Raw genomic sequence first — 20,642 nt, forward strand, 5'->3', positions numbered from 1 at the left:
TACGAAAAATACTGTATGGGCATCCAGTATATCGCGAAGGAGGATGTATTGGTCAAGCATCGAAAACGGGGGGCGGAAATGTGTACGAATTACCGCGCGCCGAGTGAGCCCGAAGGCCTCGCCGAACTGAAGCTTCCCGCGCTGCGTGACCTTTGGCGGCGAACGCCGTGGGATCCAGAGGTCTATCCAGACTGTCTTGCGCCGATCGTGGCGAGGGTCGATGGACGCGTCGAGGCGCTGCTCGCCGGATTCGGCTACTGGCCGCGCGCCTTGCAGAAAGCGAACATAGAGAAGGCGAAGGCCGAGGGCAAAGCGCCGCCGATCATGCGTAGCACAATGAACGTGCGCGACGACAACCTCGGGCGATCGCTTCTATACGGGCCGGCGTGGCGGGCAGGTCGCCGCTGTCTGATTCCGACGCAATGGATTTACGAACCGTGCTATGAGACCGGTCGAAATGTCTGGCATCGAATCGGCGTGACCGGTTGGCGTCCGTATTGTGTTGCAGGGATCTGGCGGACGTTGAAAGGCGCGAACGGGAACGACCTGCTCACGATGTCGATGATCACGGTGAATGCCGAAGGGCATGCGATTATGTCGCGCATGCACAAGCCACAGGATCCAGCGGAGACGGGTAGGTCCAAATAGTATGCCAATAAGGCCGATCGGTCGGTCAATATATCGCCAGTGATCATCTCAAATCAACTTTGAAGTGGACTTTGAACGGCTTCTCCTGAAAGGCTGCGGTGGGGCGGAAGACGTCGATCGCGATTGGATTGCTACCAGCCACGAGCAGTCAGCCGGAACTGGTGCTGTTTGCAGTTCCAATCATATGTGGCCTTTACTGATGCGATTTGGTAGTGGCAAATTGTGCATTTTGCGGTAAGCTTTCGCGGCACCCGGTGCCTGTACAAAACTCAGAAGCGACTCTGTGGCCTAACCTCTATGCATATCGACTATCGCTTGATCTGGAGCACTCGCCACGTAAAGCGCAAACTAACTGAGCGCAATATTTCGGATCGTGCGACGTTTTACTACTTTTTTGCGATCTTCGTATTCGACTGGTTTCAATTTTCGATCGGTAGTTCCGTGCCTGCGCTGTTCTTATCGCCTTGGGCCCTCGCGGGCACTTGGCTAAGCTTCGCAACGACCATCGGCGGGCTCCTCTACCTGTTTTCATGCAACGGCAAGAGTGGCGAGCAATTTCTTCCGCGCTATTTACCGTTGTCCGTTACCGTCGGATGGAAATTCCTTATTACATCGCTGGTACTCACCGCTGTAATCGACGCGACCTTGAGTACCTATGGTCGAGCAGTCGTAGGTTGGGCCAACACTGGAGTCCTTACCGCGCTGAACCTTACAATGTTCTGGCGGATTGGCGAACATCTGCGCGATTTGTCCCGAATAAGCAACTGACGAGAGCCATATAAGGCAGAAGACCCATGCTGGAGTTGCCCCTGTAACTCAGGACACGCGGACACCGTTAGGTTGATGACACCGCATTACGCCTGAACTCGCGAGGCGAGCGGTATTTCAGGGCTTTGTGCGGGTGGCGCTCATTGTAGTGTTCAAACGCGATAGCCAGACGCGAGAGCGCTGTTGGTGCGTCAGACTTGTCCATATAGGCGACGTAATTGTGCTTCATGGTCTTCACGAACGATTCGGCCATGCCATTGCTCTGCGGCGAACGGACCGGCGTGGTCAGCGGCTCAAGACCCAGTTCGCGAGCGAAGCTGCGCGTGTGGTGGTCGATGTAGGCCGAGCCGTTGTCCGTCAGCCATTCGATGGGCTGCGCGGCCTGCGTGGTGCCGAAGCGCTGTTCGACGGCGGCCAGCATCACGTCGCGCACCACATCACCGCTATGCCCGCCGGTCGTCGCTGCCCAGCTCATCGCCTCGCGGTCGCAGCAGTCCAGCGCAAACGTCACGCGCAGCGGCGTACCATCGTCGCACCGGAACTCGAAGCCATCGGAGCACCAGCGGGTGTTGCTGCGGTCCACGGCAACGCGACCGTCATGTCGCCGCTTGTCTCGCCGCACGCCGGGGCGGCGCAGCAGCAACTGATGCTCCCGCATGACCCGATACACGCGCTTGACGTTGATGCACGGCGCACCGGTCTGCTCCCGACTGCGGCGCAGCAGCGCCCAGACACGCCGGTAGCCGTAGGTCGGCAGATGCGCCACATGGGCCTGAATCTCCTCGACCAGCCCGGCATCGTTGGTCACGCGGGCACGGCGACCATCGCGCCAGTCGGACGAGCGAGTTCGCTTCACCGCCACGGCAGAGCGCGCCACGCCGAGAACTTCGCAGACCGTCTTCATCGGTCGTCCCCCGGCAGCAAGGGCGAGCGCGCAATCAGGTTTTTTGAACGGCCCCATTCCACGGCTTCTTTCAGGATTTCGACCTCCAGCGTCTTCTTCCCGAGTAGCCGTTGCAGTTCCTTGATTTCCTTGATGGCGGCGGCCAGCTCAGATGCCGGCACAACGCTTTCGCCTGCCTTCACCGCCGCCAGACTGCCTTCCTGGTATTGCTTGCGCCAGCCGAACACCTGGTTGGCATTGACGCCGTGCCGACGTGCAACGGCCGACACCGACGCTCCCGGTTCCAATGTTTCCTGCACGATGGCGATTTTTTCTTGCGCCGTGCGCCGACGACGGCGCTCCGGCTCGGTCAGAATTTCGATGCTTTCCACGTAATGACTAGGCTTACTGATAGGCACAAGACTATCCCTTATTTTAAGAGAGTCCTCGTGTCCTCAGATACGTGGGGCCGCTCCACGGATAGCTAGGATGCATGGCTTGAGAATGATCTACCGCGAATTTGCTGGCCGTCCGTTATTCGATATACACAAGACGTCTGCGCGGATGTCTTGAATGGCCATTCAGGGTCGGGAACGGTCGATCCTGAAAAAGTCGAGCGTAGGTTTTGGCGTGGCTTTCTGGTCAAGGCCCTGTCAGATAAGCTGGAAAGACCTCTGAATCACTGGCGTATAGCCTGCGAGGGCGTCGGGCGACGGAGTTTTCATGGGTTCGGCGGAAAGTTACTTTGGACGCGCGAGCTTACCAGTGCCCCTTGTGCGCCGGTGCGATCTTAGCCATTCGATTAGTTCTTGTTTCTTGTATGGAGTGTTGGAGGTGCGCAGTTCCGCTTGCCTTGATGTGACCGCAAGCGTAACATGGTCGTGTGAATTAACGTGGCCATGTGATTCGACATGGCCAGCTGAAATAACATGGGCGAGTGATATGAGCGACCTACACTTCGTAACCGGAGCCGCCAACCGCCTCGCGCGCCACTCCGTGCATTCGCTTTTCCAAAGCCAAGGCTGGGACGTCGTTGAGAAGGGCGAGGACGGCAAGGGTGCAGATTTCATTCTAACGAGCCCCCGTGGCCAGACGTATCACGCCGTATTGAAGGCGCTGACCGAAGGCCGTGCCGATCGCGCGATCCCACTATTCTCGCAAGCTCTGCTGGAGTCGCGCGCACGCGCGAACGCGCGGCAAGACCGATCACGCCCGGCTGTCGTCCTCTGGGTGGGAATCGCATCGCCCGCGCTTATCAAAAAGCTGGTGAGCTTCCACAGGGAGTACGGGAACGGTGAGCCGCTTGCCATCCTCTCCGACGTGCCCCTGTACGCAGATTTTCCGGAGCTGCAGGCCGATGAGCAGCCGGTGACCGTGCGGCGCAGCAGTCATTCGGCACCGCCGACGCTCGTATTCTCCGACCTCGCCCAATGGATGCTCAAGCTTCTGCTCGCGGCCGACATCAAGCGTGAGAACCTGATAAATGCCCCGGAGAAGAAATACATGACGGCGAGCGAGCTTGCGCGCGAAGCTGGCGTTGCGGTCATGACCGCTACTCGGCTCGTCAATGCCCTGAAAGAGGAGGGCCTGGTCGAGTTCGCGCCCCATCTGCGGATCGTGCAGCGACGCAAGCTTGCGCATCGTTGGAAGGCAGCGTATGTGAAACCGGCCGCCAGCGTGCCGATGAAATTCCTGGCGGGAGGCCTTCCCGAGGAGCAGCAGTTACGAAAGACGCTCAAGCGCGAAAACGGGGCGACGCTCGGGCAGTTTGCGGCGGCCAACGCTCTGCGCGTAGGGCACGTTCACGGCGCCATAACGACCCTGTGGGTGCCCGACCTCGCAGCAGCTGAAGGCTGGCGGGGCTTGAAGCGTGCGCGCGAGGGCGAACGGCCGGATGTGATCCTGAAGCAGCACCAGTACCCTCAATCGCTGCTTCGCGGGCGCGTCATGTGTGATGGAGTCTGGGTGACCGATATCATCCAGACATGGCTTGACGTCTCCGCCGACCCGACGCGCGGTGCCGAGCAGGCCGCCGAGCTCGAGCACGGCGTTCTGGCAAAAGTAGTAGGAGAGAAAGTATGAGCAGCTTCGCGGAATTCAGCAGACTTGCGTTAACCCTGGAGCCGTGGCGGCAGCACATCGTCTTTGTCGGCGGATGGGCATTCCGGTTGTACGGGTACGAGCCGCGTGCTTACACGGCGGACCATAAGCCGATCTTCACACAGGACGCGGACGTGGCCTACGACAAGCGCGAACTCATAGAAGGCGATATCAAGACGGCATTGGAAGGGGCTGGCTTCACTGAACAGCCAAACCTTGCTGGTGGGTTCAGGCCGCCGGCGATGCGCTACAACCTGGACGGCGATGAAAACGGGTTTTACGCTGAGTTTCTTACCCCGCTCACGGGGAGCGGGAAGAAGCGCGACGGGAAAGGAGGATTGAAGGAGGACGCAACCGAACGGTACGCAGGAATCGTCGCGCAAAAGCTCCGGTTCCTCGAAGTCCTCCTGTTTAAACCTTGGCTTGTGACCATTCCGAAAGAAGAGTCTGGGCTTGACGAGGCTGTGGCCGATCTTCGCGTGCCGAACCCGGTGAGTTTCATGATTCAGAAACTTTTGATCCGGGACAGGCGGGAGGGGAAAAAGCGCGCTCAGGACGTGCTATACATCCACGGCACACTCCAGATCTTCTACGGAGTAGTCGAGAATGATCTCGTTCCAATCTGGAAGGAACTGGAGGCGACGCTGCATGCCAACCAGCGAAAGTCGGTCCGCGAAGGCGTGCAAGAACTCTTCTCGGAGATGAACGACGTCATCCGCGAAGCGGCAGAAATTCCTGATGACAAGCTGGACCCTGAAGCGATGCTGCAGCTGTGCAGGGAAGGCTTCGAAGAACTTTTCGGCGACATCTAGTACGTGGTTATGGTTAGGCGCTGCCTGAGCCGGCCTAGTGCAGTCTTCACGGAACTGGCGCGAGTCTGGATAAAGGGGCGCCTGAGTGACTCCTTCAACGAAAGCAGTTCGACATTTCGTACGGCAGCTTCAGGTCGGACGCGGCCGATCCGCAAAAGGTAAGCGTAGGTTTTGGCGTAGCTTTTCGATCGATGCCTTGTCAGATATGGCAAAAAGACCTCTGCATCATCGGCGTGTGCTGCGCGGCGGCCGTTGCCGCTGCGTCGGAGGAGGCGTCGATTTGGGTGGCCATCTTGCGGATATCTGTCTGCGTATACGGAATTGGGTGAGAGTTTACCTTGTCGGGCCGGCGCGCGAAGCTGGCCGGATGGCCAATGCGTCGATTCGCTGGCGATCCGCACGCGTCGCGCGCTATCGACGGCCTGGCGACACGTTCGCAGAAGGGCAGCCGAGGCGGCGAGCGATGTCGAAATTCGGTATCGAGCCCATCCTGCGCTCGATCGACGCGACAAGGCTCGTTCGATCATTCGTTTGCGCATATCGACTCGACTCGATTCGGCGAGCGATCGTTGTGCATCTGCGTACGGCGCAGTCTTCAGGCCGCGTATTGCGCACGCGGACGGGCTAGGTTCGTCGTAGGGCGCGAATTAAATAGCATCATTGGCGCCATACGAAAAATTTTGCGATATCACTATTCAATGATTTATTTTTTGCGAGGAAAAATATTTGCATGATGATGTTTATATTGCCGTTTCCGTAATCGATGGCGTCAAATCCTATCGGTCGACGGGGCGGATAAATTAATACCATTGGTTTTGATGGATCGGAGGTAATAGTCTCTCTCGAACGCCAAAATCGAATGAATTTAAAAACTCGTGATCGGCATGGATGTATGGGCCGAAGCGATAAGGACGGTAGATCGACGCGTTGAATAAAGAAAGAGACCGTACAGCGTCGACGGAGAAGAATCCAAAATTCGGCGTTGTCGGATATCTCATCCTGAAGATAATCGTTTCAAGTATTGCGCTCCGCTGATCGGCTGGACCGGCCGAGACGACGCGGAATCGCGGAAGTCGGGGAAGTAGCGGGAAAGAGCGAACGGCATCGAACGTTGCGATGCCGTCGCGGAGATTGGCAGCATCCCGTGAAAAAGGGGACTTGTGATGTCTCATCGAATCTTGTCGGCTTGGCCGGGGTTGCGCCTGATGCGCGGACGTGCGCCGGTTTGTTTTGCGCGCGATCACGCCGCGATGAGAGGCTCGTGATTGTTCGATGACCGATGCGCGTAGCGCCCGCTGCCGATGCGGCCGCTGCGGCCGCTGATGCGACCTCCTGCGTTGGAATCCATTGGAATGCGCGTTGCGCTCCGCGGAGCCGGGGGGCGCCGTGTCCGCTTGTTTCGTGTGTGGGCGTGCAAAACGGCAGGCGCCGAACGTTGGACGTCGGTATGTCAGCCGAAGCGTTTCGATCGCCGCTCTCGAATGGAAAAAGCCGAATACGGTTGCGTACCGGACGGCGGCGCATATTCGAATACCCGAATGTCGTTGGAGTTGAGTAGAGGTAGTGCAAGGGTGCATGCAGTCAGTTTTTCAATCGCCAATCCTTCTTATTTAGGACAATGAAATGAAAAAGACTTTTGCCGCAGCCGTTTCCGCCGTGCTTCTGGCCTCGTCCTACGCGCATGCCGATACGTTGTGCACGACCGGCACGATCGCCAAGCTTTTCATCGACAAGAATGGCGTCATGGAGGTGACGGTCGGCACCCTCTCGTATTTGAACGGAAACAAGGATGCGTATTCGCTCCTCACGTCGGCGTACCTCGCGAGCAAGCAGGTCTACATCTACGCGCCCAATTGTCAGCCGGGCACGTCGATGGGAGGCTTCGCCGTGCGGTAACGCGGGCGGAGCGCGTGGGCGACGAGGGCGCGATGTCCTCCGTTCGCGTCGCGAAGTCGCCTCGCGGCTTGCGTTCTCGCGATGAAGAAGCGCGTGCTTGCGCGTTTCTTCTCGAAATCGGCGGGATGGAGCGCGCCGGCGGTGCAAGCCGGCTCGCTCGCGTAGGCCGGAAATGAAACGGCCCGCGGCGCGTCAAGCGCCGCGGGCCGTGGGATCTTGCCCGCCGCCGCGACCGGCGTCACGCGGGCATGGTGGCCAAGCCGTTCATTCGTCCGCCGGCCGCGTATGCGTATAGCGGCTCAGGATCGGAATCATCTGCGCATAGACCTTCGGATTCGCGGCGATGATCTCGCGCCGGTGCAGGAAATCGGAGTCGCCCGTGTAATTGCCGACGAGGCCGCCCGCCTCCGTGATGAGCAGGCTGCCCGCCGCGACGTCCCACACGTTGATGCCTTGCTCGAAGAAGCCGTCGAGGCGGCCCGCCGCGACGTTCGCGAGATCGAGCGCGGCCGCGCCCGGACGGCGCAGCCCGGTGCACGCCTGCGTCATCTCGGTGAAGAGGCGCGTGTAGGCGTCGAGGCCGTCTTTTTCGCGGAACGGAAAGCCCGTGCCGATCAGCGCGTCCGCCAGGCGGTCGCGCCGGCCGACGCGGATGCGCCGATCGTTCAGGTAGGCACCGCGGCCGCGCGTCGCGGTGAAGAGGTCGTTGCGGTTCGGGTCGTAGACTACCGCCTGCGTGACAACGCCCTTGTGCGCGAGCGCGATCGACACGCAGTAGTACGGAAAGCCGTGAATGAAGTTCGTCGTGCCGTCGAGCGGATCGATGATCCACTGGAATTCGGATTCGTCGCCCGACTCGCCCGATTCCTCGGCGAGGATCGCGTGACCCGGATAGGCGGTCTTCAGCGTTTCGATGATTGCGTCTTCCGCCGCCTTGTCGACTTCCGTCACGAAATCGTTCTGCTGCTTCTTGCGAATCTCGATCAGATCGAGATCGAGCGATGCGCGATTGATGATCTGTCCGGCGCGGCGAGCCGCCTTGACAGCGATGTTGAGCATGGGATGCATGAGCCTGAATCCTGAAGCCGGCGACGCAAGGCCGCCACGAGTGGTGATCGAACCAGCGAAGCGACGCCGGGCGCGCGGGTGGCGGCAGGCGGGCGTTTCGCCGACGGAAGACGAATTGGCAAAGAGCGGGATGCGGGCCGAACAGCGCGAGCGCCGCATGCGAAGACGCAATTTTACCCGACTCGCGGCATTTTTTTGCGAAACGGTTGCGCGTGGGGCGCGCGTGCCGCTCGATCGTCCGTTCGGACGAGTGGGTTTGTCGGCGAGTTGGCGATACCATACCGGCATCCCGATCAGTCGAAATGAACGTTTTGGAATCTCAGCAGAAACCGTCCGCGCCGTTCGCCGGCGCGGCCACATCCCGTCCGGCGCGGGCCGCGCGCGGCGGATTCACGTCGACGCGCTTCGTGCTCGTCGAGCCTAGCCACCCCGGCAACGTCGGTGCGGCGGCGCGCGCGCTGAAGACGATGGGCTTTTCGCGCCTCGTGCTCGTCGCGCCGCGCGTGCCGTGCGTGCAGAGCGATCCGGAGGCGCTCGCGATGGCGAGCGGCGCCGACGACGTGCTCGCGTCCGCGCACGTCGTGCCGACGCTCGCCGACGCGCTGAACGGCGTGCAATGGTCGCTCGCGCTCACCGCGCGCTCGCGCGAGTACGGGCCGCCGCGGCTCGCGCCCCGCGCGGCCGCCGCGAGCGCGCTCCAGCAGGTGCGCACGGGCGACATCGCGTTCGTGTTCGGCAACGAGCGCACCGGCTTGTCGAACGAGCACGTCGAGCGTTGCAGCGCGATCGCGCATATTCCGGCGAACCCCGCTTACAGCTCGCTCAATCTCGCGCAGGCGGTGCAGGTGCTCGCGTACGAGCTGCGCGTCGCGCTGCTCGAAGACGGCGAGCCCGCCACGCCGCCGGACGCCGCGCTCGGCGCGCGCGCGCAAAGCGACGAGATCGAGCGGATGTTCGTTCATCTCGAAAATGCGCTGATCGCGCTCGACTTCCTCGATCCGCGCAATCCGAAGAAGCTGATGCCGCGGCTGCGGCGGCTCTTCGCGCGAACGGGGCTCGAACGCGAGGAAGTGAACATCGTTCGCGGGATCGCGAAGCACATCTTGCTGAGGGCGGGCGGCACGGCCGCGCGCGCGGGCGCCTCGGGCGACGGCGAAAGCGACCCGGGCGACGCGGAGCGTTCCGGCCGCGACGCCGGGCGAGGGGCCGGACGGGATGGCTGACGCGGCGCGGGGCCCCGTGGCCCCGCGTGCTATACCCGCGGCCGCAGCAGGGAGAACGCGGCGCCCGCAGCGTGCTCGCGGCGGCGGTTCTACAATCGTCGGCGTGTCATAAGCAAAGCTGTCAAAACGATAACGCGATAACGCGACAACGGCTCCGCCCGGCGGCCGCGCACCGGGTTTCCTTCTTTCATCGTCACCACCATGTTCACGAGACTTCGCGAAGACGTTGCCACGATCCGCGCGCGCGATCCCGCCGCCCGCAGCGCGTGGGAAGTGCTCACGTGCTATCCGGGGCTGCATGCGCTCGTATTTCACCGGATCGCACACGCGTGCTGGCGTTCGGACTGGCGCTGGCTCGGCCGGTTCGTGTCGCAGGTCGGCCGCTTCCTGACCGGCATCGAGATCCACCCGGGAGCGACGCTCGGCCGGCGCGTGTTCATCGATCACGGAATGGGCGTCGTGATCGGCGAGACAGCCGTCGTCGGCGACGACTGCACGATCTACCAGGGCGTGACGCTCGGCGGCACGTCGCTCACGCGCGGCGCGAAGCGTCACCCGACGCTCGAGTGCGGCGTGATCGTCGGCGCGGGCGCGAAGGTGCTGGGCGGCTTCACGGTCGGCGCGGGCGCGAAGATCGGCTCGAATGCGGTCGTCGTGAAGCCGGTGCCGGCGGGGGGCACTGCGGTCGGCAATCCGGCGCGGGTCGTGATGGCAGCCGATGCGAAACGTACGCCCGAGCGCGCGGCGTTCTGCGCGTACGGGATCACGCCGAACGCCGACGATCCGATGTCGCTCGCGATTCACGGCCTCATCGATCATGCGGCAAAGGAGGCGCAGCGCGTCGACGAGATCGTCGTCGCGCTCGAGCGTCTGGGGGCGCATCTCGACGCGCTGCAGGGCTCGGACGGCGCGCGGCTCGATTTGCGTCGCCTGTCCGCCGCGTTCGAGGGGCGAGCGCTGGACGGGAAGTCGGCCGAGCGCTGAGCGCGGGCGGGGGGCTGCGGCCAACCGCGGCGCGGGATATCGCCGAATGCGATTCGCTTGCCGGCGGTTTGTCGGCGCGTCACACGCGGTAATGCGCGGCAATACGGGAGAGGGCGCCGGCGTCAAGCGGCGTCGCGCAAGCCGCGCGGCGCGAGTTCGCATCGTGCGCCCGATGTCGTGCGGACCCGCCGTATCGTTCGTCGGCATCGGCGCGGGATCGGCAGTCGCGACGAGCACGCCCTTCGTCGCGCGCCTTGCGTTCGCCGGCGCCAGGCGCCGCCGGCAGCGGCGGCCTTGCATGGCGGCGTTCTGAAAGCTTGATCGTTCGAAAGCGCGCGCAGCTCAATCGAGCGGCAGCGCACGTATCCCTTCCGCGTCGACGCGCAGATAGCCGCCGCGTCGCGGCCCGTGGTCGAGCTCCCAATCCGGCAACACCCAGCGCACGCCGCCCGCCTCGACATGCCGCGCCGGTTTGTGCGTGTGGCCGTGAACGATCGTGTGCGCACCGCTGCGCTTGAAGAGCGCGGCGACGCCCTTGCGCGTCACGTCATAGCGCGGCGAAGCGGGGCGCATCCGGCCGGCTTCGCTCGATGCGCGCATCCGTTGCGCGAGCGCGCGTCGCCACGCGAACGGCCAAGCGAGAAAGAGCCGCTGCGCGATGCCGTTGCGCGCGAAGCGGCGAAACCACTGGTAGCCGCGGTCGGCCGTGCATTGCGCATCGCCATGCGCGAGCACGATGCGGTTGCCGAACGCGACGACGACGGACGGGTCCGGAATGAGGAGCGCGCCCGCCGCCTTCATGAAGCGCTTGCCGAGCAGGAAGTCGCGGTTGCCGCGCATCACGTAGAGCGCGATGCCGCGCTCGGAGAACGTGTGCAGCAAGGCCGCCATCCGTGCGGCGAACGGATCGTGGTCGAGGATGTCGTCGCCGATCCAGTATTCGAACAGATCGCCGAGGATGAACACCGAATCCGCGCTGTCGGCCGTCACGCGCACGAAGTGCTCGAACGCGGCGACCGTGTGCGGGATCGCGTCGCTCAGGTGCAGATCGGAGACGAACAGGAACGGGCGCGCCGCGTGCGCGAGCCCGCGCTCGCCCGGCACGCCCGCAAACACGCTTCGCGGCGGCGTTTCCTGCAGCATCCCGATGCCCCGTCGCGCCGGCTTCAGACCACGACGGCCTTCTCGATCACGACGTCGTCGTTCGGCACGTCCTGGTGGAAGCCCTTGCTGCCCGTCTTGACGGCTTTGATCTTGTCGACGATGTCCTGGCCTTCGACGACCTTGCCGAACACCGCGTAGCCCCAGCCCTGCGGCGTCGGCGACGAGTGGTTCAGGAAGTCGTTGTCGTTCACGTTGATGAAGAACTGCGCGGTCGCCGAGTGCGGATCGTTCGTGCGCGCCATCGCGATGGTGTACGTATCGTTCTTCAGGCCGTTGTTCGCCTCGTTCGCGATCGGCGCGTCGGTCGGCTTTTGCTTCAGGCCCGGCTCGAAGCCGCCGCCCTGGATCATGAAGCCGTTGATCACGCGGTGGAAGATCGTGCCGTCGTAGTGGCCCTTCTTCACGTAGTTCAGGAAGTTCTCGACCGTCTTCGGCGCCTTCGCCTCGTCGAGTTCGAGCTTGATGACGCCGTGGTTCGTATGCAGTTCGACCATGATGATTCCTTCGATGGATGGGGTTTAAACGGCGCGCGGCCGCTCGGGACGACGCGGCCGCGCGAAAGAGTCGGGCTGGCTTATTTCGAGACGATCGTCGCCGATTCGATCACGATCGGCTTTTCCGGCACGTCGCGCATCGGGCCGCGCACCGTCGTCGGCGTGGCCTCGATCTTCTTCACGACGTCCATGCCCGACACGACCTTGCCGAACACCGCGTAGCCGTTGCCGTCCGGATTCGGATAGTCGAGGCCCGCGTTGTCGACGGTGTTGATGAAGAACTGCGCGGTCGCCGAGTTCGGATCGCTCGTGCGCGCCATCGCGATGGTGCCCGTCGCGTTCTTCAGGCCGTTCTTGCTCTCGAGCGGGATCGGTGCGCGAGTCGGCTTCTCGTCGAAATTCGTCTTGTAGCCGCCGCCCTGGATCATGAAGCCCTTGATCACGCGATGGAAGATCGTGCCGTTGTACTGGCCCGCCTTCACGTAATCGAGGAAGTTGGCGACGGTCTTCGGCGCCTTCTCCGGGTACAGCTCGACGCGGATGTCGCCCTGCGTGGTCTTCAGCTGCACGACGGGGTGCGTCGCGGCCGATTGCGCGAACGCGGGGGCGGTCGCGAGGAGGGCGGCGCTGCCGAGCGCCAGCAACAGACGTTTCATAACGGTCCTCTGGGTGGGTGAAGGAAAGGCGCGGCGGCCGCCGCGCGTCATTGCGTCATTGCGACGGTGCGACGTAAGGCGGCATCGCGAGCATGCCGCTCGGGCCGCCGAACTGGAATGTCGGAGAGAGCGGCAGCGTGGTCGTCGTCACGTTCGCGGCCGGCCGCGCCGAATAGTCGCGCGCGGCCGGCGCCTGCGCGGCCGCCGATTTCGTCTTCGGCGGCGTGATGATCCGCTGCAGGTCCGACAGGCGCTGCGCGGTCGCGCCCGTCGTGCGGCCGAGCGACTGCGCGCGCTTGTACGATTCGGCCGCGAGGCGCAGGTACAGATCGCCGAGGTTCTCGTATGCGAGGCCGTAGTTCGGATTCGCGTGCGTCGCCGTGACGAGCGCGCTGCGCGCGTCGTCGTAGCGACCGTGCTTCGCGTAGAGCGCCGCCAGGTTGTTGTAGGGTTCCGGCAGTTCCGGATAGGCCTGCGTCAGCTCGACGAACTGCTTGATCGCGTCGTCGTCGCGGTTCAGCCGCGCGAGCACGGTGCCGCGCTTGAATTGCGCCTGCACGTCGCGCGGGTTCGACGCGATGCGCGAGTCGAGCCGCGCGAGCGCCTGCGTCCAGTCGCGATTCGCGATCGACGCGTCGATTTCCGGCGTGCCGTCGGTGGGGGCGGGCGCTTTCTGCGCAAGGGCCGCCGCGCCCGGAAAGAGCGCGAGCGCGGCGCTCACGGCGGCGGTCGCAACAAGGGTCGCAGCGCTCGGCGCACGGCCGCGGGAAGGTTTCATAGGCTCAAATCGGAATGTTATACTCCGACCCATTCTAACAAAACGTCCGCGCGTTCCGGCGAGCCGCGGGCAGTCTTTGCCTCTCGTGGCCGTCACCGCTTCGCTTGCGGATCGATCGCCGCATGTCATCCGAGGAAGCGCACGGCACGCGGCCCAGCCAGAAGTCCTGTCGGGCGCCGCATGCACGGCGAGCATCGCCAGGCGGTTTCCTTCGGCTCACTTTCGTCTCTATGGAATCACTGCGCATCTACAACACGCTCGCGCGTGACAAGCAAGACTTCGTGCCGCGGCAGCCCGGCGAAGTGCGGATGTACGTCTGCGGGATCACCGTCTACGACTATTGCCATATCGGCCATGCGCGGATGGTGGTCGTGTTCGACATCGTCCAGCGCTGGCTGCGCGCGGCCGGCTATCGCGTGACGTACGTGCGCAACATCACCGACATCGACGACAAGATCATTCGCCGCGCGCTCGAGAACGGCGAGACGATCCAGTCGCTCACGCGCCGCTTCATCGATGCGATGAACGCGGATTTCGACGCGCTCGGCGTCGAGCGGCCGGACATCGAGCCGCGCGCGACCGATTTCATCCCGCAGATGCTCGGGATGATCGAGAAGCTCGAGGCGAACGGGTACGCCTATCAGGCGAAGGATGGCGACGTCAACTATTCGGTGCGCAAGTTCGCGAACTACGGCAAGCTGTCCGGCAAGTCGCTCGAGGACTTGCGCGCGGGCGAACGCGTCGCCGCGAAGGACGCGAAGGACGACCCGCTCGATTTCGTGCTGTGGAAACGCGCGAAGCCTGAGGAGCCGGCCGGCGCGTCGTGGGAATCGAAGTACGGCGCGGGCCGCCCGGGCTGGCACATCGAATGCTCTGCGATGGGCTGCACGCTGCTCGGCGAGCACTTCGACATTCACGGCGGCGGCCAGGACCTGCAGTTCCCGCATCACGAGAACGAGATCGCGCAGAGCGAGGGTGCGACCGGACAAACTTTCGTCAATTATTGGATGCACAACGGCTTCGTGCAGGTCGATAGTGAGAAGATGTCGAAGTCGCTCGGCAACTTCTTCACGATCCGCGAAGTGCTGGAGAAGTACGATGCCGAGGTCGTGCGCTTCTTCATCGTGCGCACGCACTATCGTTCGCCGCTCAACTACAGCGACGTTCATCTCGACGACGCGCGCGCGTCGCTCACGCGTCTTTACACGGCGCTGAAGGACGTGACGCCGGATGCGGCGCCGCTCGACTGGAGCGAGGCGCACGCGCAGCGTTTCGCGGCCGCGATGAACGACGACTTCAACACGGCGGTCGCGGTCGCCGTGCTGTTCGAGCTCGCGACCGAGGTGAACCGCACGCGCGAGCCGGCGCTCGCGCGCCAGCTCAAGCGGCTCGCGGGCCTGCTCGGCCTGCTCGGCCGCGAGCCGCGCGAGTTCCTGCAGCAGGCGGCGGGCGCCGCGCGCACGGGCGCGCTCGAGCCGGACGAGATCGAAGCGAGGATCGCCGCGCGCGTCGCGGCGAAGCAGGCGAAGAACTATGCCGAAGCGGACCGGATCCGCGCGGAACTGCTCGAAGCCGGGATCGCACTTGAAGACAAACCGGGCGGATCGACCGAGTGGCGTCGCGTATGAGCGCGCATCGTCTGTCCCGCTGATCGATTCGCCAGGTAGGAGGCTAGATGGCAACGGCCAGAAAAGCGCCGGCTAAGCGCGCGGCGACGCAGCCGCCGATTGCGGCCAAGCGGGCCGGCGCGCGTGCGCCGGCGGTGCACAAGGCGGGCGCGAAGCGCGCGGCGCCGAACGGCGCGGCCAATGGCGCCGCGCACAAGCCGAGCTTGCGCACGGCCGCCGCGAAGTCGGCGCGTGCGAAGGTCGATGGCGAGCACGTCGCCGACGCGTTGCCGCGCGAGGCCGGCGTTGCCGCGGCGGAGCCCGCCGCGCGCAAGGCGCGCGTATCGGAGGCCGCCGTGCCGGTGCAGCTCTCCGACGCCGAGACGGTCGCGCGTCCGCCGTACTGGGACAAGGCGTGCGCCGATCTCGTCAAGCGCGACCGGATTCTCAAGAAGCTGATCCCGAAATTCGGCCCGGCGCATCTCGTCAAGCGCGGCGACTCGTTCGTCACGCTCGCGCGCTCGGTGGTCGGCCAGCAGATCTCGGTCGCCGCCGCGCAGTCGGTTTGGGTCAAGATCGAGACCGCGTGCCCGAAGCTCGCGCCGCCGCAGATCATCAAGCTCGGTCAGGAAAAACTGATCGCGTGCGGCCTGTCGAAGCGCAAGTCCGAATATATCCTCGACCTCGCCCAGCACTTCGTGTCGGGCGCGCTGCACGTCGACAAATGGGCGTCGATGGACGACGAGGACGTGATCGCCGAGCTCACGCAGATTCGCGGGATCGGACGCTGGACGGCCGAGATGTTCCTGATCTTCAATCTGTCGCGCCCGGACGTGCTGCCGCTCGACGATCTGGGGCTCATTCGCGCGATCAGCGTCAATTATTTCAGCGGCGAGCCCGTCACACGCAGCGAGGCGCGTGAGGTGGCGGCGAACTGGGAGCCGTGGCGAACGGTCGCCACCTGGTACATGTGGCGCAGTCTCGATCCGCTGACCGCCAATAACTGACCGAGGCTATTGCTTTCGCCGATCGATAGTTGCGACCTGGTTTTGCGTCCGGCGGGCGCGGTTAGAATACGCGCTGCCGCAAGATTCAAGGATTTCAGACACATGAAGACCACCTTTCTGGACTTCGAGCAGCCGATCGCCGAGCTCGAGGCGAAAATCGAGGAACTGCGCTTCGTGCAGGACGATTCGGTTGTCGACATTTCGGAAGAGATCGAGCGGCTGTCGAAAAAGAGCCAGCAACTCACGAAGGATCTGTACGCGCACCTGACGCCCTGGCAGGTGTCGCAGATCGCGCGCCATCCGCAGCGGCCGTATACGCTCGATTACGTGAGCGAACTCTTCACCGATTTCCACGAACTGCACGGCGACCGCGCGTTCGCGGACGACCTGTCGATCGTCGGCGGCCTCGCTCGCTTCAACGGCCATGCGTGCATGGTGATCGGCCATCAGAAGGGCCGCGACACGAAGGAGCGCGCCGCGCGCAATTTCGGGATGCCGCGCCCCGAAGGCTACCGGAAGGCGGAGCGCCTGATGCGCGTCGCCGAAAAGTTCGGGCTGCCGATCTTCACGTTCATCGACACGCCGGGCGCGTATCCAGGCGTCGGTGCGGAGGAGCGCGGCCAGTCGGAGGCGATCGGCCACAATCTGTACGTGATGGCCGAGCTGAAGACGCCGATCATCGCGACGGTGATCGGCGAGGGCGGCTCGGGCGGCGCGCTCGCGATCGCGGTCGCCGATACGGTGATGATGCTGCAGTTCTCGACGTATTCGGTGATCTCGCCGGAAGGGTGCGCGTCGATCCTGTGGAAGAGCGCGGCGAAGGCGCCGGAAGCGGCCGAGGCGCTCGGCCTGACCGCGCATCGCCTGAAGGCGCTCGGCCTCATCGACAAGATCGTCAACGAGCCGCTCGGCGGCGCGCATCGCGATCCGAAGGGCACGGCCGCGCTGCTGCGCCGCGCGCTCGGCGATTCGCTGCGCCAGTTCCAGGGCATGAGCGTCGATGCGCTGCGCGAGCGCCGCTTCGAACGCCTGATGGCCTACGGCAAGTACAAGGAAACGACGGCGCGCGCGTGAGCGCCGGGCCGTCGAATCGCGAGGCGCGTCGCGCCTTTCCTCCGTGATCTCCCCTCATGAATTTTCCGCCGATCGCGTCGTGCTCGACGCGATCGGCGTTGCGCTGTCCGCGCCGCCCGACGATGCGCCGATCGCGATCGCGTACAGCGGCGGCCTCGATTCGACGGTGCTGCTGCACGCGGCCGCGCGCATCGCGGGCGCCGGGCGCTGCATCGCGCTGCATGTGCACCACGGCTTGAGCGCGAACGCCGACGCGTGGCTCGCGCATTGCGCGGAAACTGCGCAGGCGCTCGGCGTGCGATTCGACGCGGCGCGCGTCGACGTGCCGCGCGCGAGCGGGCAGGGCGTCGAGGCGAGCGCGCGCGACGTGCGCTATCGCGCGCTTGAGACGATGTGCGCGCGGTACGGCGCGCGCGCGCTGTGGCTCGCGCAGCACGCGGACGATCAGGCGGAGACGGTGCTGCTGCAATTGCTGCGCGGCGCGGGTATCGCGGGGTTGGCGGCGATGGCGCCGCAGTACCGGCCGGCGCTCGCCGACGTCATGCGCGTGCGTCCGCTCCTGCATCTGTTGCGCGCGCAGCTCGAGCGCTACGCGCAGCAGCATGCGCTGCGCTGGATCGACGACGAATCGAATGCCGATACGCGCTATGCGCGCAATGCGCTGCGCGTCGACGTGCTTCCCGCGCTTGCGCCGCACTTTCCCGGTTTTCGCGATGCGCTCGGCCGCGCCGCGCAGCATGCGGCGGCGGCTCAGCGTCTGCTCGACGATCTCGCCGCGATCGATCTGCGCGCGGTCGCGCGCGACGACGCCCGCGTGTTGTCGCGCGATGCGCTCGTTGTGCTCGACGACGAGCGCGGCGCGAATCTGCTGCGCTACTGGATGCGCTCGCTCGGGCTGCCGGGCGCGTCGGCCGCGCGCCTTGCCGAGATGATGAAGCAACTGCGCGCGGCGCGCGACGCGTATGCGTTGCGCGTCGATCATGCGGGATGGCGCCTGCGTCTTTATCGCGACGACATTCAATGGGAAGCGGTCGACGGCGCTGCATCGGCGGCGGCGCGAACGATGCGCGCCGATGCGGCCGGCGACGACACGGGCGAGGACACGGGTGACGACGCGGGCGACGACACGCTGAGCGCCGCACGGCCGCCGGAATGCGTGCTTGCCTGGCGGGGGCAGGAGGTGTGGCGCGTGCCCGGATGGCGCGGCACCTTCGTATTCAGCCCGGTCGCGGCGCACGAGCCGGATGCGGTGCCGGAGGCGTTGCTCGCGGCCGCCGACCTGCGCGCATGCGCGCGCGCGGGAGGCGAGCGCATGCGCGTGTGGCGCGGCGGCCCGGGGCGCACGCTGAAGAATGTGTTCCAGGAGCGCGGCGTGCCGGCCTGGCAGCGCGACGTCCCGCTGTTGTACGTGGGCGACCAACTGCTGTTCGTGCCGCGCATCGGCGTGAACCGTGCGGCGCACGACGGCGCCGATGCGCCCGGCGGCTGGCGGCGCATCGAATGGCGGCCCGACATGCTGATTGCGTAGACGACGCGTCCGGCGTGCGTCGCGGCGGCCGCGAATCCCGGGCCCGCGGAAAAAGGTTGCGACCCGGCCTGCCGACGGCCGCTCGGCTTGTCAAGCAGCCGTCGATCGGGTACGCTCGGGCGTTTGCTCGGCTCGATTTTCGAGCGTTTTGTGCAGGTTTTCCGCGTGACGTACCCGGTTTGCGCGGCCTGATCCGCCTTCTCCGGGCAAATCGCCACGCCCGCGTGCTGCGCCCCAGCCGTTCTTCCCGTCGTCCGTCCACAGCCACAAGCCGCGTGACCGAACGGCACCGCGGTCTGTCCAGTACGCCCGTGCGGCCCTTCTCCAGTTCTGAACGACAATGGCACTCATCGTACATAAATACGGCGGCACTTCGATGGGCTCGGTCGAGCGCATCAAGAACGTCGCGAAACGCGTCGCAAAATGGCATCAGGCCGGGCACCAGATGGTGGTCGTGCCGTCCGCGATGTCCGGCGAAACGAACCGCCTGCTCGGTCTCGCGAAAGAGATCTCGAGCCAGCCGAGCCCGCGCGAGCTCGACATGATCGCGTCGACGGGCGAGCAGGTCAGCGTCGGCCTCTTGTCGATCGCAATGCAGGAAATCGGCGTCGAGGCGGTGAGCTACGCCGGCTGGCAGGTGCCGATCAAGACCGACAGCGCGTACACGAAGGCGCGCATTCATTCGATCGACGACGAGCGCGTGCGCCGCGATCTCGACGCGGGCAAGGTCGTCATCATCACGGGTTTTCAGGGCGTCGATCCGGACGGCCACATCACGACGCTTGGCCGCGGCGGCTCGGACACGTCGGCGGTCGCGGTCGCGGCGGCGCTCGAGGCGGACGAATGCCTGATCTACACGGACGTCGACGGCGTGTACACGACCGATCCGCGCGTCGTCGAAGAGGCGCGCCGGCTCGATAGCGTGACGTTCGAGGAAATGCTGGAAATGGCGAGCCTCGGCTCGAAGGTGTTGCAGATCCGCTCGGTCGAGTTCGCGGGCAAGTACCGCGTGAAGACGCGCGTGCTGTCGAGCCTCACCGATCCGCAGATTCCGCTCGACGAAGAGATGCGCTCGGGTACCCTGATTACTTTTGAAGAAGACGAGACCATGGAAAAGGCAGTCATTTCCGGCATTGCGTTCCAGCGCGACGAAGCGCGCATTGCGGTGATGGGCGTGCCCGACAAGCCGGGCATCGCATATCAGATCCTCGGCCCTGTCGCGGATGCGAACATCGACGTCGACATGATCATCCAGAACCAGAGCGTCGAAGGGAAAACCGACTTCACGTTTACGGTCGGCCGCGGCGATTACCAGAAGGCGATGGACATCCTCACGAACCAGGTGAAGGGCCACGTGAACGCCGAGCAGGTGCTGGGCGACCCGAAGGTGTCGAAGGTGTCGGTGGTCGGCGTCGGGATGCGTTCGCACGTCGGCGTCGCGAGCACGATGTTCCGCACGCTGTCGGAGGAGGGCATCAACATCCAGATGATCTCGACGTCCGAAATCAAGATTTCGGTGCTGATCGACGAGAAATACATGGAATTGGCGGTCCGCGCACTGCACAAGGCATTCGAACTCGATCAGGCGTGATGAAATTTCCGTGACGCGCCGAAGAAAATGCGTCGCGGAAATTGACCTTGGCCCCGTAACCCTATAGAATCTTGGTTTCGTCGCGCTGCCTCCCTGGCGCGAGCGAAGGTTTGGGAGACGTGGCCGAGAGGTCGAAGGCACTCCCCTGCTAAGGGAGCATCTGGGCCAAAACCTGGATCGAGGGTTCGAATCCCTCCGTCTCCGCCAGAAATGGCGGAACAAGCCCCGCGAGTCTTCGGACTTGCGGGGCTTTTCTTTTGGAGTCTTCGCGGCGCTGTCGGCGAGCGCTGTCGTCCTCGCGGACGGCGGCGGCATAAGGTCCCATGCGCATCGGCGGTTTCGGCTTGCGGTTTTCCGCGCC

The 20,642-nt window shown here is 64.4% G+C and carries 18 protein-coding genes, 1 tRNA gene and 1 pseudogene; 13 read left to right on the forward strand and 7 right to left on the reverse strand.

Features of this window, described 5'->3' with window-relative positions:
- Positions 1–78 precede the first annotated feature (78 nt).
- Positions 79–648, forward strand: coding sequence for an SOS response-associated peptidase family protein (locus BTH_RS22070; protein WP_009890267.1), 570 nt, complete (start codon positions 79–81; stop codon positions 646–648).
- A 297-nt stretch (positions 649–945) separates the two neighbouring features.
- The gene (locus tag BTH_RS33880) at positions 946–1,416 is read left to right on the forward strand and encodes a hypothetical protein (RefSeq protein ID WP_127446392.1); all 471 of its coding nucleotides are present in this window, start codon (positions 946–948) and stop codon (positions 1,414–1,416) included.
- Between the two features lie 67 nt (positions 1,417–1,483).
- On the opposite strand, the gene BTH_RS22075 is transcribed toward BTH_RS33880, so the two are convergent.
- A protein-coding gene (locus BTH_RS22075; protein WP_167316233.1) for an IS3-like element ISButh1 family transposase occupies positions 1,484–2,682 on the reverse strand; the annotation gives its coding sequence in 2 pieces (ribosomal slippage) (positions 1,484–2,367 and positions 2,367–2,682; 1,200 coding nt in all).
- 559 nt (positions 2,683–3,241) lie between these two features.
- On the opposite strand from BTH_RS22075, the gene BTH_RS22085 reads away from it, so the two are divergent.
- The 3 genes from BTH_RS22085 (at position 3,242) to BTH_RS22095 (ending at position 7,107) form a co-directional block, all read left to right on the forward strand.
- Positions 3,242–4,381 carry a helix-turn-helix domain-containing protein gene (locus BTH_RS22085; protein ID WP_009890273.1) on the forward strand — a complete coding sequence of 380 codons (1,140 nt, stop codon included), beginning with the start codon at positions 3,242–3,244 and terminating at the stop codon, positions 4,379–4,381.
- The gene (locus BTH_RS22090; RefSeq protein WP_009890275.1) at positions 4,378–5,211 is read left to right on the forward strand and encodes a GSU2403 family nucleotidyltransferase fold protein; all 834 of its coding nucleotides are present in this window, start codon (positions 4,378–4,380) and stop codon (positions 5,209–5,211) included. Before BTH_RS22085 ends, BTH_RS22090 begins: the two co-directional genes overlap by 4 nt.
- A gap of 1,623 nt (positions 5,212–6,834) precedes the next feature.
- A complete protein-coding gene (locus tag BTH_RS22095) occupies positions 6,835–7,107 on the forward strand; it encodes a hypothetical protein (RefSeq protein WP_009910405.1) in 273 nt (90 codons plus the stop codon).
- Positions 7,108–7,371: 264 nt separating this feature from the next.
- Here the strand turns inward: BTH_RS22095 and BTH_RS22100 are convergent, their stop codons facing one another.
- The gene (locus tag BTH_RS22100) at positions 7,372–8,175 is read right to left on the reverse strand and encodes an inositol monophosphatase family protein (RefSeq protein WP_009890278.1); all 804 of its coding nucleotides are present in this window, start codon (positions 8,173–8,175) and stop codon (positions 7,372–7,374) included.
- 311 nt (positions 8,176–8,486) lie between these two features.
- Here BTH_RS22100 and BTH_RS22105 point away from each other — a divergent pair, with 311 nt between their 5' ends.
- Both BTH_RS22105 and cysE read left to right on the forward strand, forming a co-directional pair.
- Positions 8,487–9,398 carry an RNA methyltransferase gene (locus BTH_RS22105; RefSeq protein ID WP_025404099.1) on the forward strand — a complete coding sequence of 304 codons (912 nt, stop codon included), beginning with the start codon at positions 8,487–8,489 and terminating at the stop codon, positions 9,396–9,398.
- A gap of 201 nt (positions 9,399–9,599) precedes the next feature.
- Positions 9,600–10,382: a serine O-acetyltransferase gene (gene cysE / locus BTH_RS22110; RefSeq protein ID WP_009890280.1), complete on the forward strand. Its 783-nt coding sequence runs from the start codon at positions 9,600–9,602 to the stop codon at positions 10,380–10,382.
- 342 nt (positions 10,383–10,724) lie between these two features.
- On the opposite strand, the gene BTH_RS22120 is transcribed toward cysE, so the two are convergent.
- From BTH_RS22120 to BTH_RS22135, 4 genes are all read right to left on the reverse strand, one after another.
- On the reverse strand, positions 10,725–11,525 hold the full coding sequence (locus BTH_RS22120) for a UDP-2,3-diacylglucosamine diphosphatase (RefSeq protein ID WP_009890284.1): 801 nt from the start codon (positions 11,523–11,525) through the stop codon (positions 10,725–10,727).
- Between the two features lie 23 nt (positions 11,526–11,548).
- Entirely contained in the window at positions 11,549–12,040 is a 492-nt protein-coding gene (locus BTH_RS22125; protein WP_009890286.1) for a peptidylprolyl isomerase, read from the reverse strand.
- A gap of 80 nt (positions 12,041–12,120) precedes the next feature.
- Entirely contained in the window at positions 12,121–12,696 is a 576-nt protein-coding gene (locus BTH_RS22130) for a peptidylprolyl isomerase (RefSeq protein ID WP_009890287.1), read from the reverse strand.
- Positions 12,697–12,751: 55 nt separating this feature from the next.
- Positions 12,752–13,474, reverse strand: coding sequence for a tetratricopeptide repeat protein (locus BTH_RS22135; RefSeq protein WP_025369305.1), 723 nt, complete (start codon positions 13,472–13,474; stop codon positions 12,752–12,754).
- 230 nt (positions 13,475–13,704) lie between these two features.
- On the opposite strand from BTH_RS22135, the gene cysS reads away from it, so the two are divergent.
- The 4 genes from cysS to tilS all read left to right on the forward strand — a co-directional run bounded on the left by cysS (position 13,705) and on the right by tilS (position 18,690).
- Positions 13,705–15,102, forward strand: a complete 1,398-nt coding sequence (cysS, locus tag BTH_RS22140; protein ID WP_009890291.1) for a cysteine--tRNA ligase — start codon at positions 13,705–13,707, stop codon at positions 15,100–15,102.
- Positions 15,103–15,149: 47 nt separating this feature from the next.
- The gene (locus BTH_RS22145) at positions 15,150–16,088 is read left to right on the forward strand and encodes a DNA-3-methyladenine glycosylase family protein (RefSeq protein WP_009890293.1); all 939 of its coding nucleotides are present in this window, start codon (positions 15,150–15,152) and stop codon (positions 16,086–16,088) included.
- 102 nt (positions 16,089–16,190) lie between these two features.
- Positions 16,191–17,162: an acetyl-CoA carboxylase carboxyltransferase subunit alpha gene (locus BTH_RS22150; protein ID WP_009890295.1), complete on the forward strand. Its 972-nt coding sequence runs from the start codon at positions 16,191–16,193 to the stop codon at positions 17,160–17,162.
- 43 nt (positions 17,163–17,205) lie between these two features.
- A complete protein-coding gene (gene tilS / locus BTH_RS22155) occupies positions 17,206–18,690 on the forward strand; it encodes a tRNA lysidine(34) synthetase TilS (protein ID WP_011402215.1) in 1,485 nt (494 codons plus the stop codon).
- Between the two features lie 118 nt (positions 18,691–18,808).
- Here tilS and BTH_RS31825 read toward each other — a convergent pair.
- Positions 18,809–19,048: pseudogene (locus tag BTH_RS31825) on the reverse strand (hypothetical protein); the annotation flags it as partial.
- Between BTH_RS31825 and BTH_RS22160 the strand changes: the two are divergent.
- Together BTH_RS22160 and BTH_RS22165 are read left to right on the forward strand one after the other, a co-directional pair.
- Positions 19,031–20,281 (forward strand): aspartate kinase, encoded by a 1,251-nt coding sequence (locus tag BTH_RS22160; protein WP_009890299.1) that lies wholly within the window; start codon positions 19,031–19,033, stop codon positions 20,279–20,281. The pseudogene BTH_RS31825 and the gene BTH_RS22160 overlap by 18 nt on opposite strands.
- Positions 20,282–20,394: 113 nt before the next feature.
- Positions 20,395–20,488, forward strand: a tRNA-Ser gene (locus BTH_RS22165).
- Positions 20,489–20,642 lie beyond the last annotated feature (154 nt).

This window comes from Burkholderia thailandensis E264, from assembly GCF_000012365.1.
Lineage (GTDB): Bacteria > Pseudomonadota > Gammaproteobacteria > Burkholderiales > Burkholderiaceae > Burkholderia > Burkholderia thailandensis.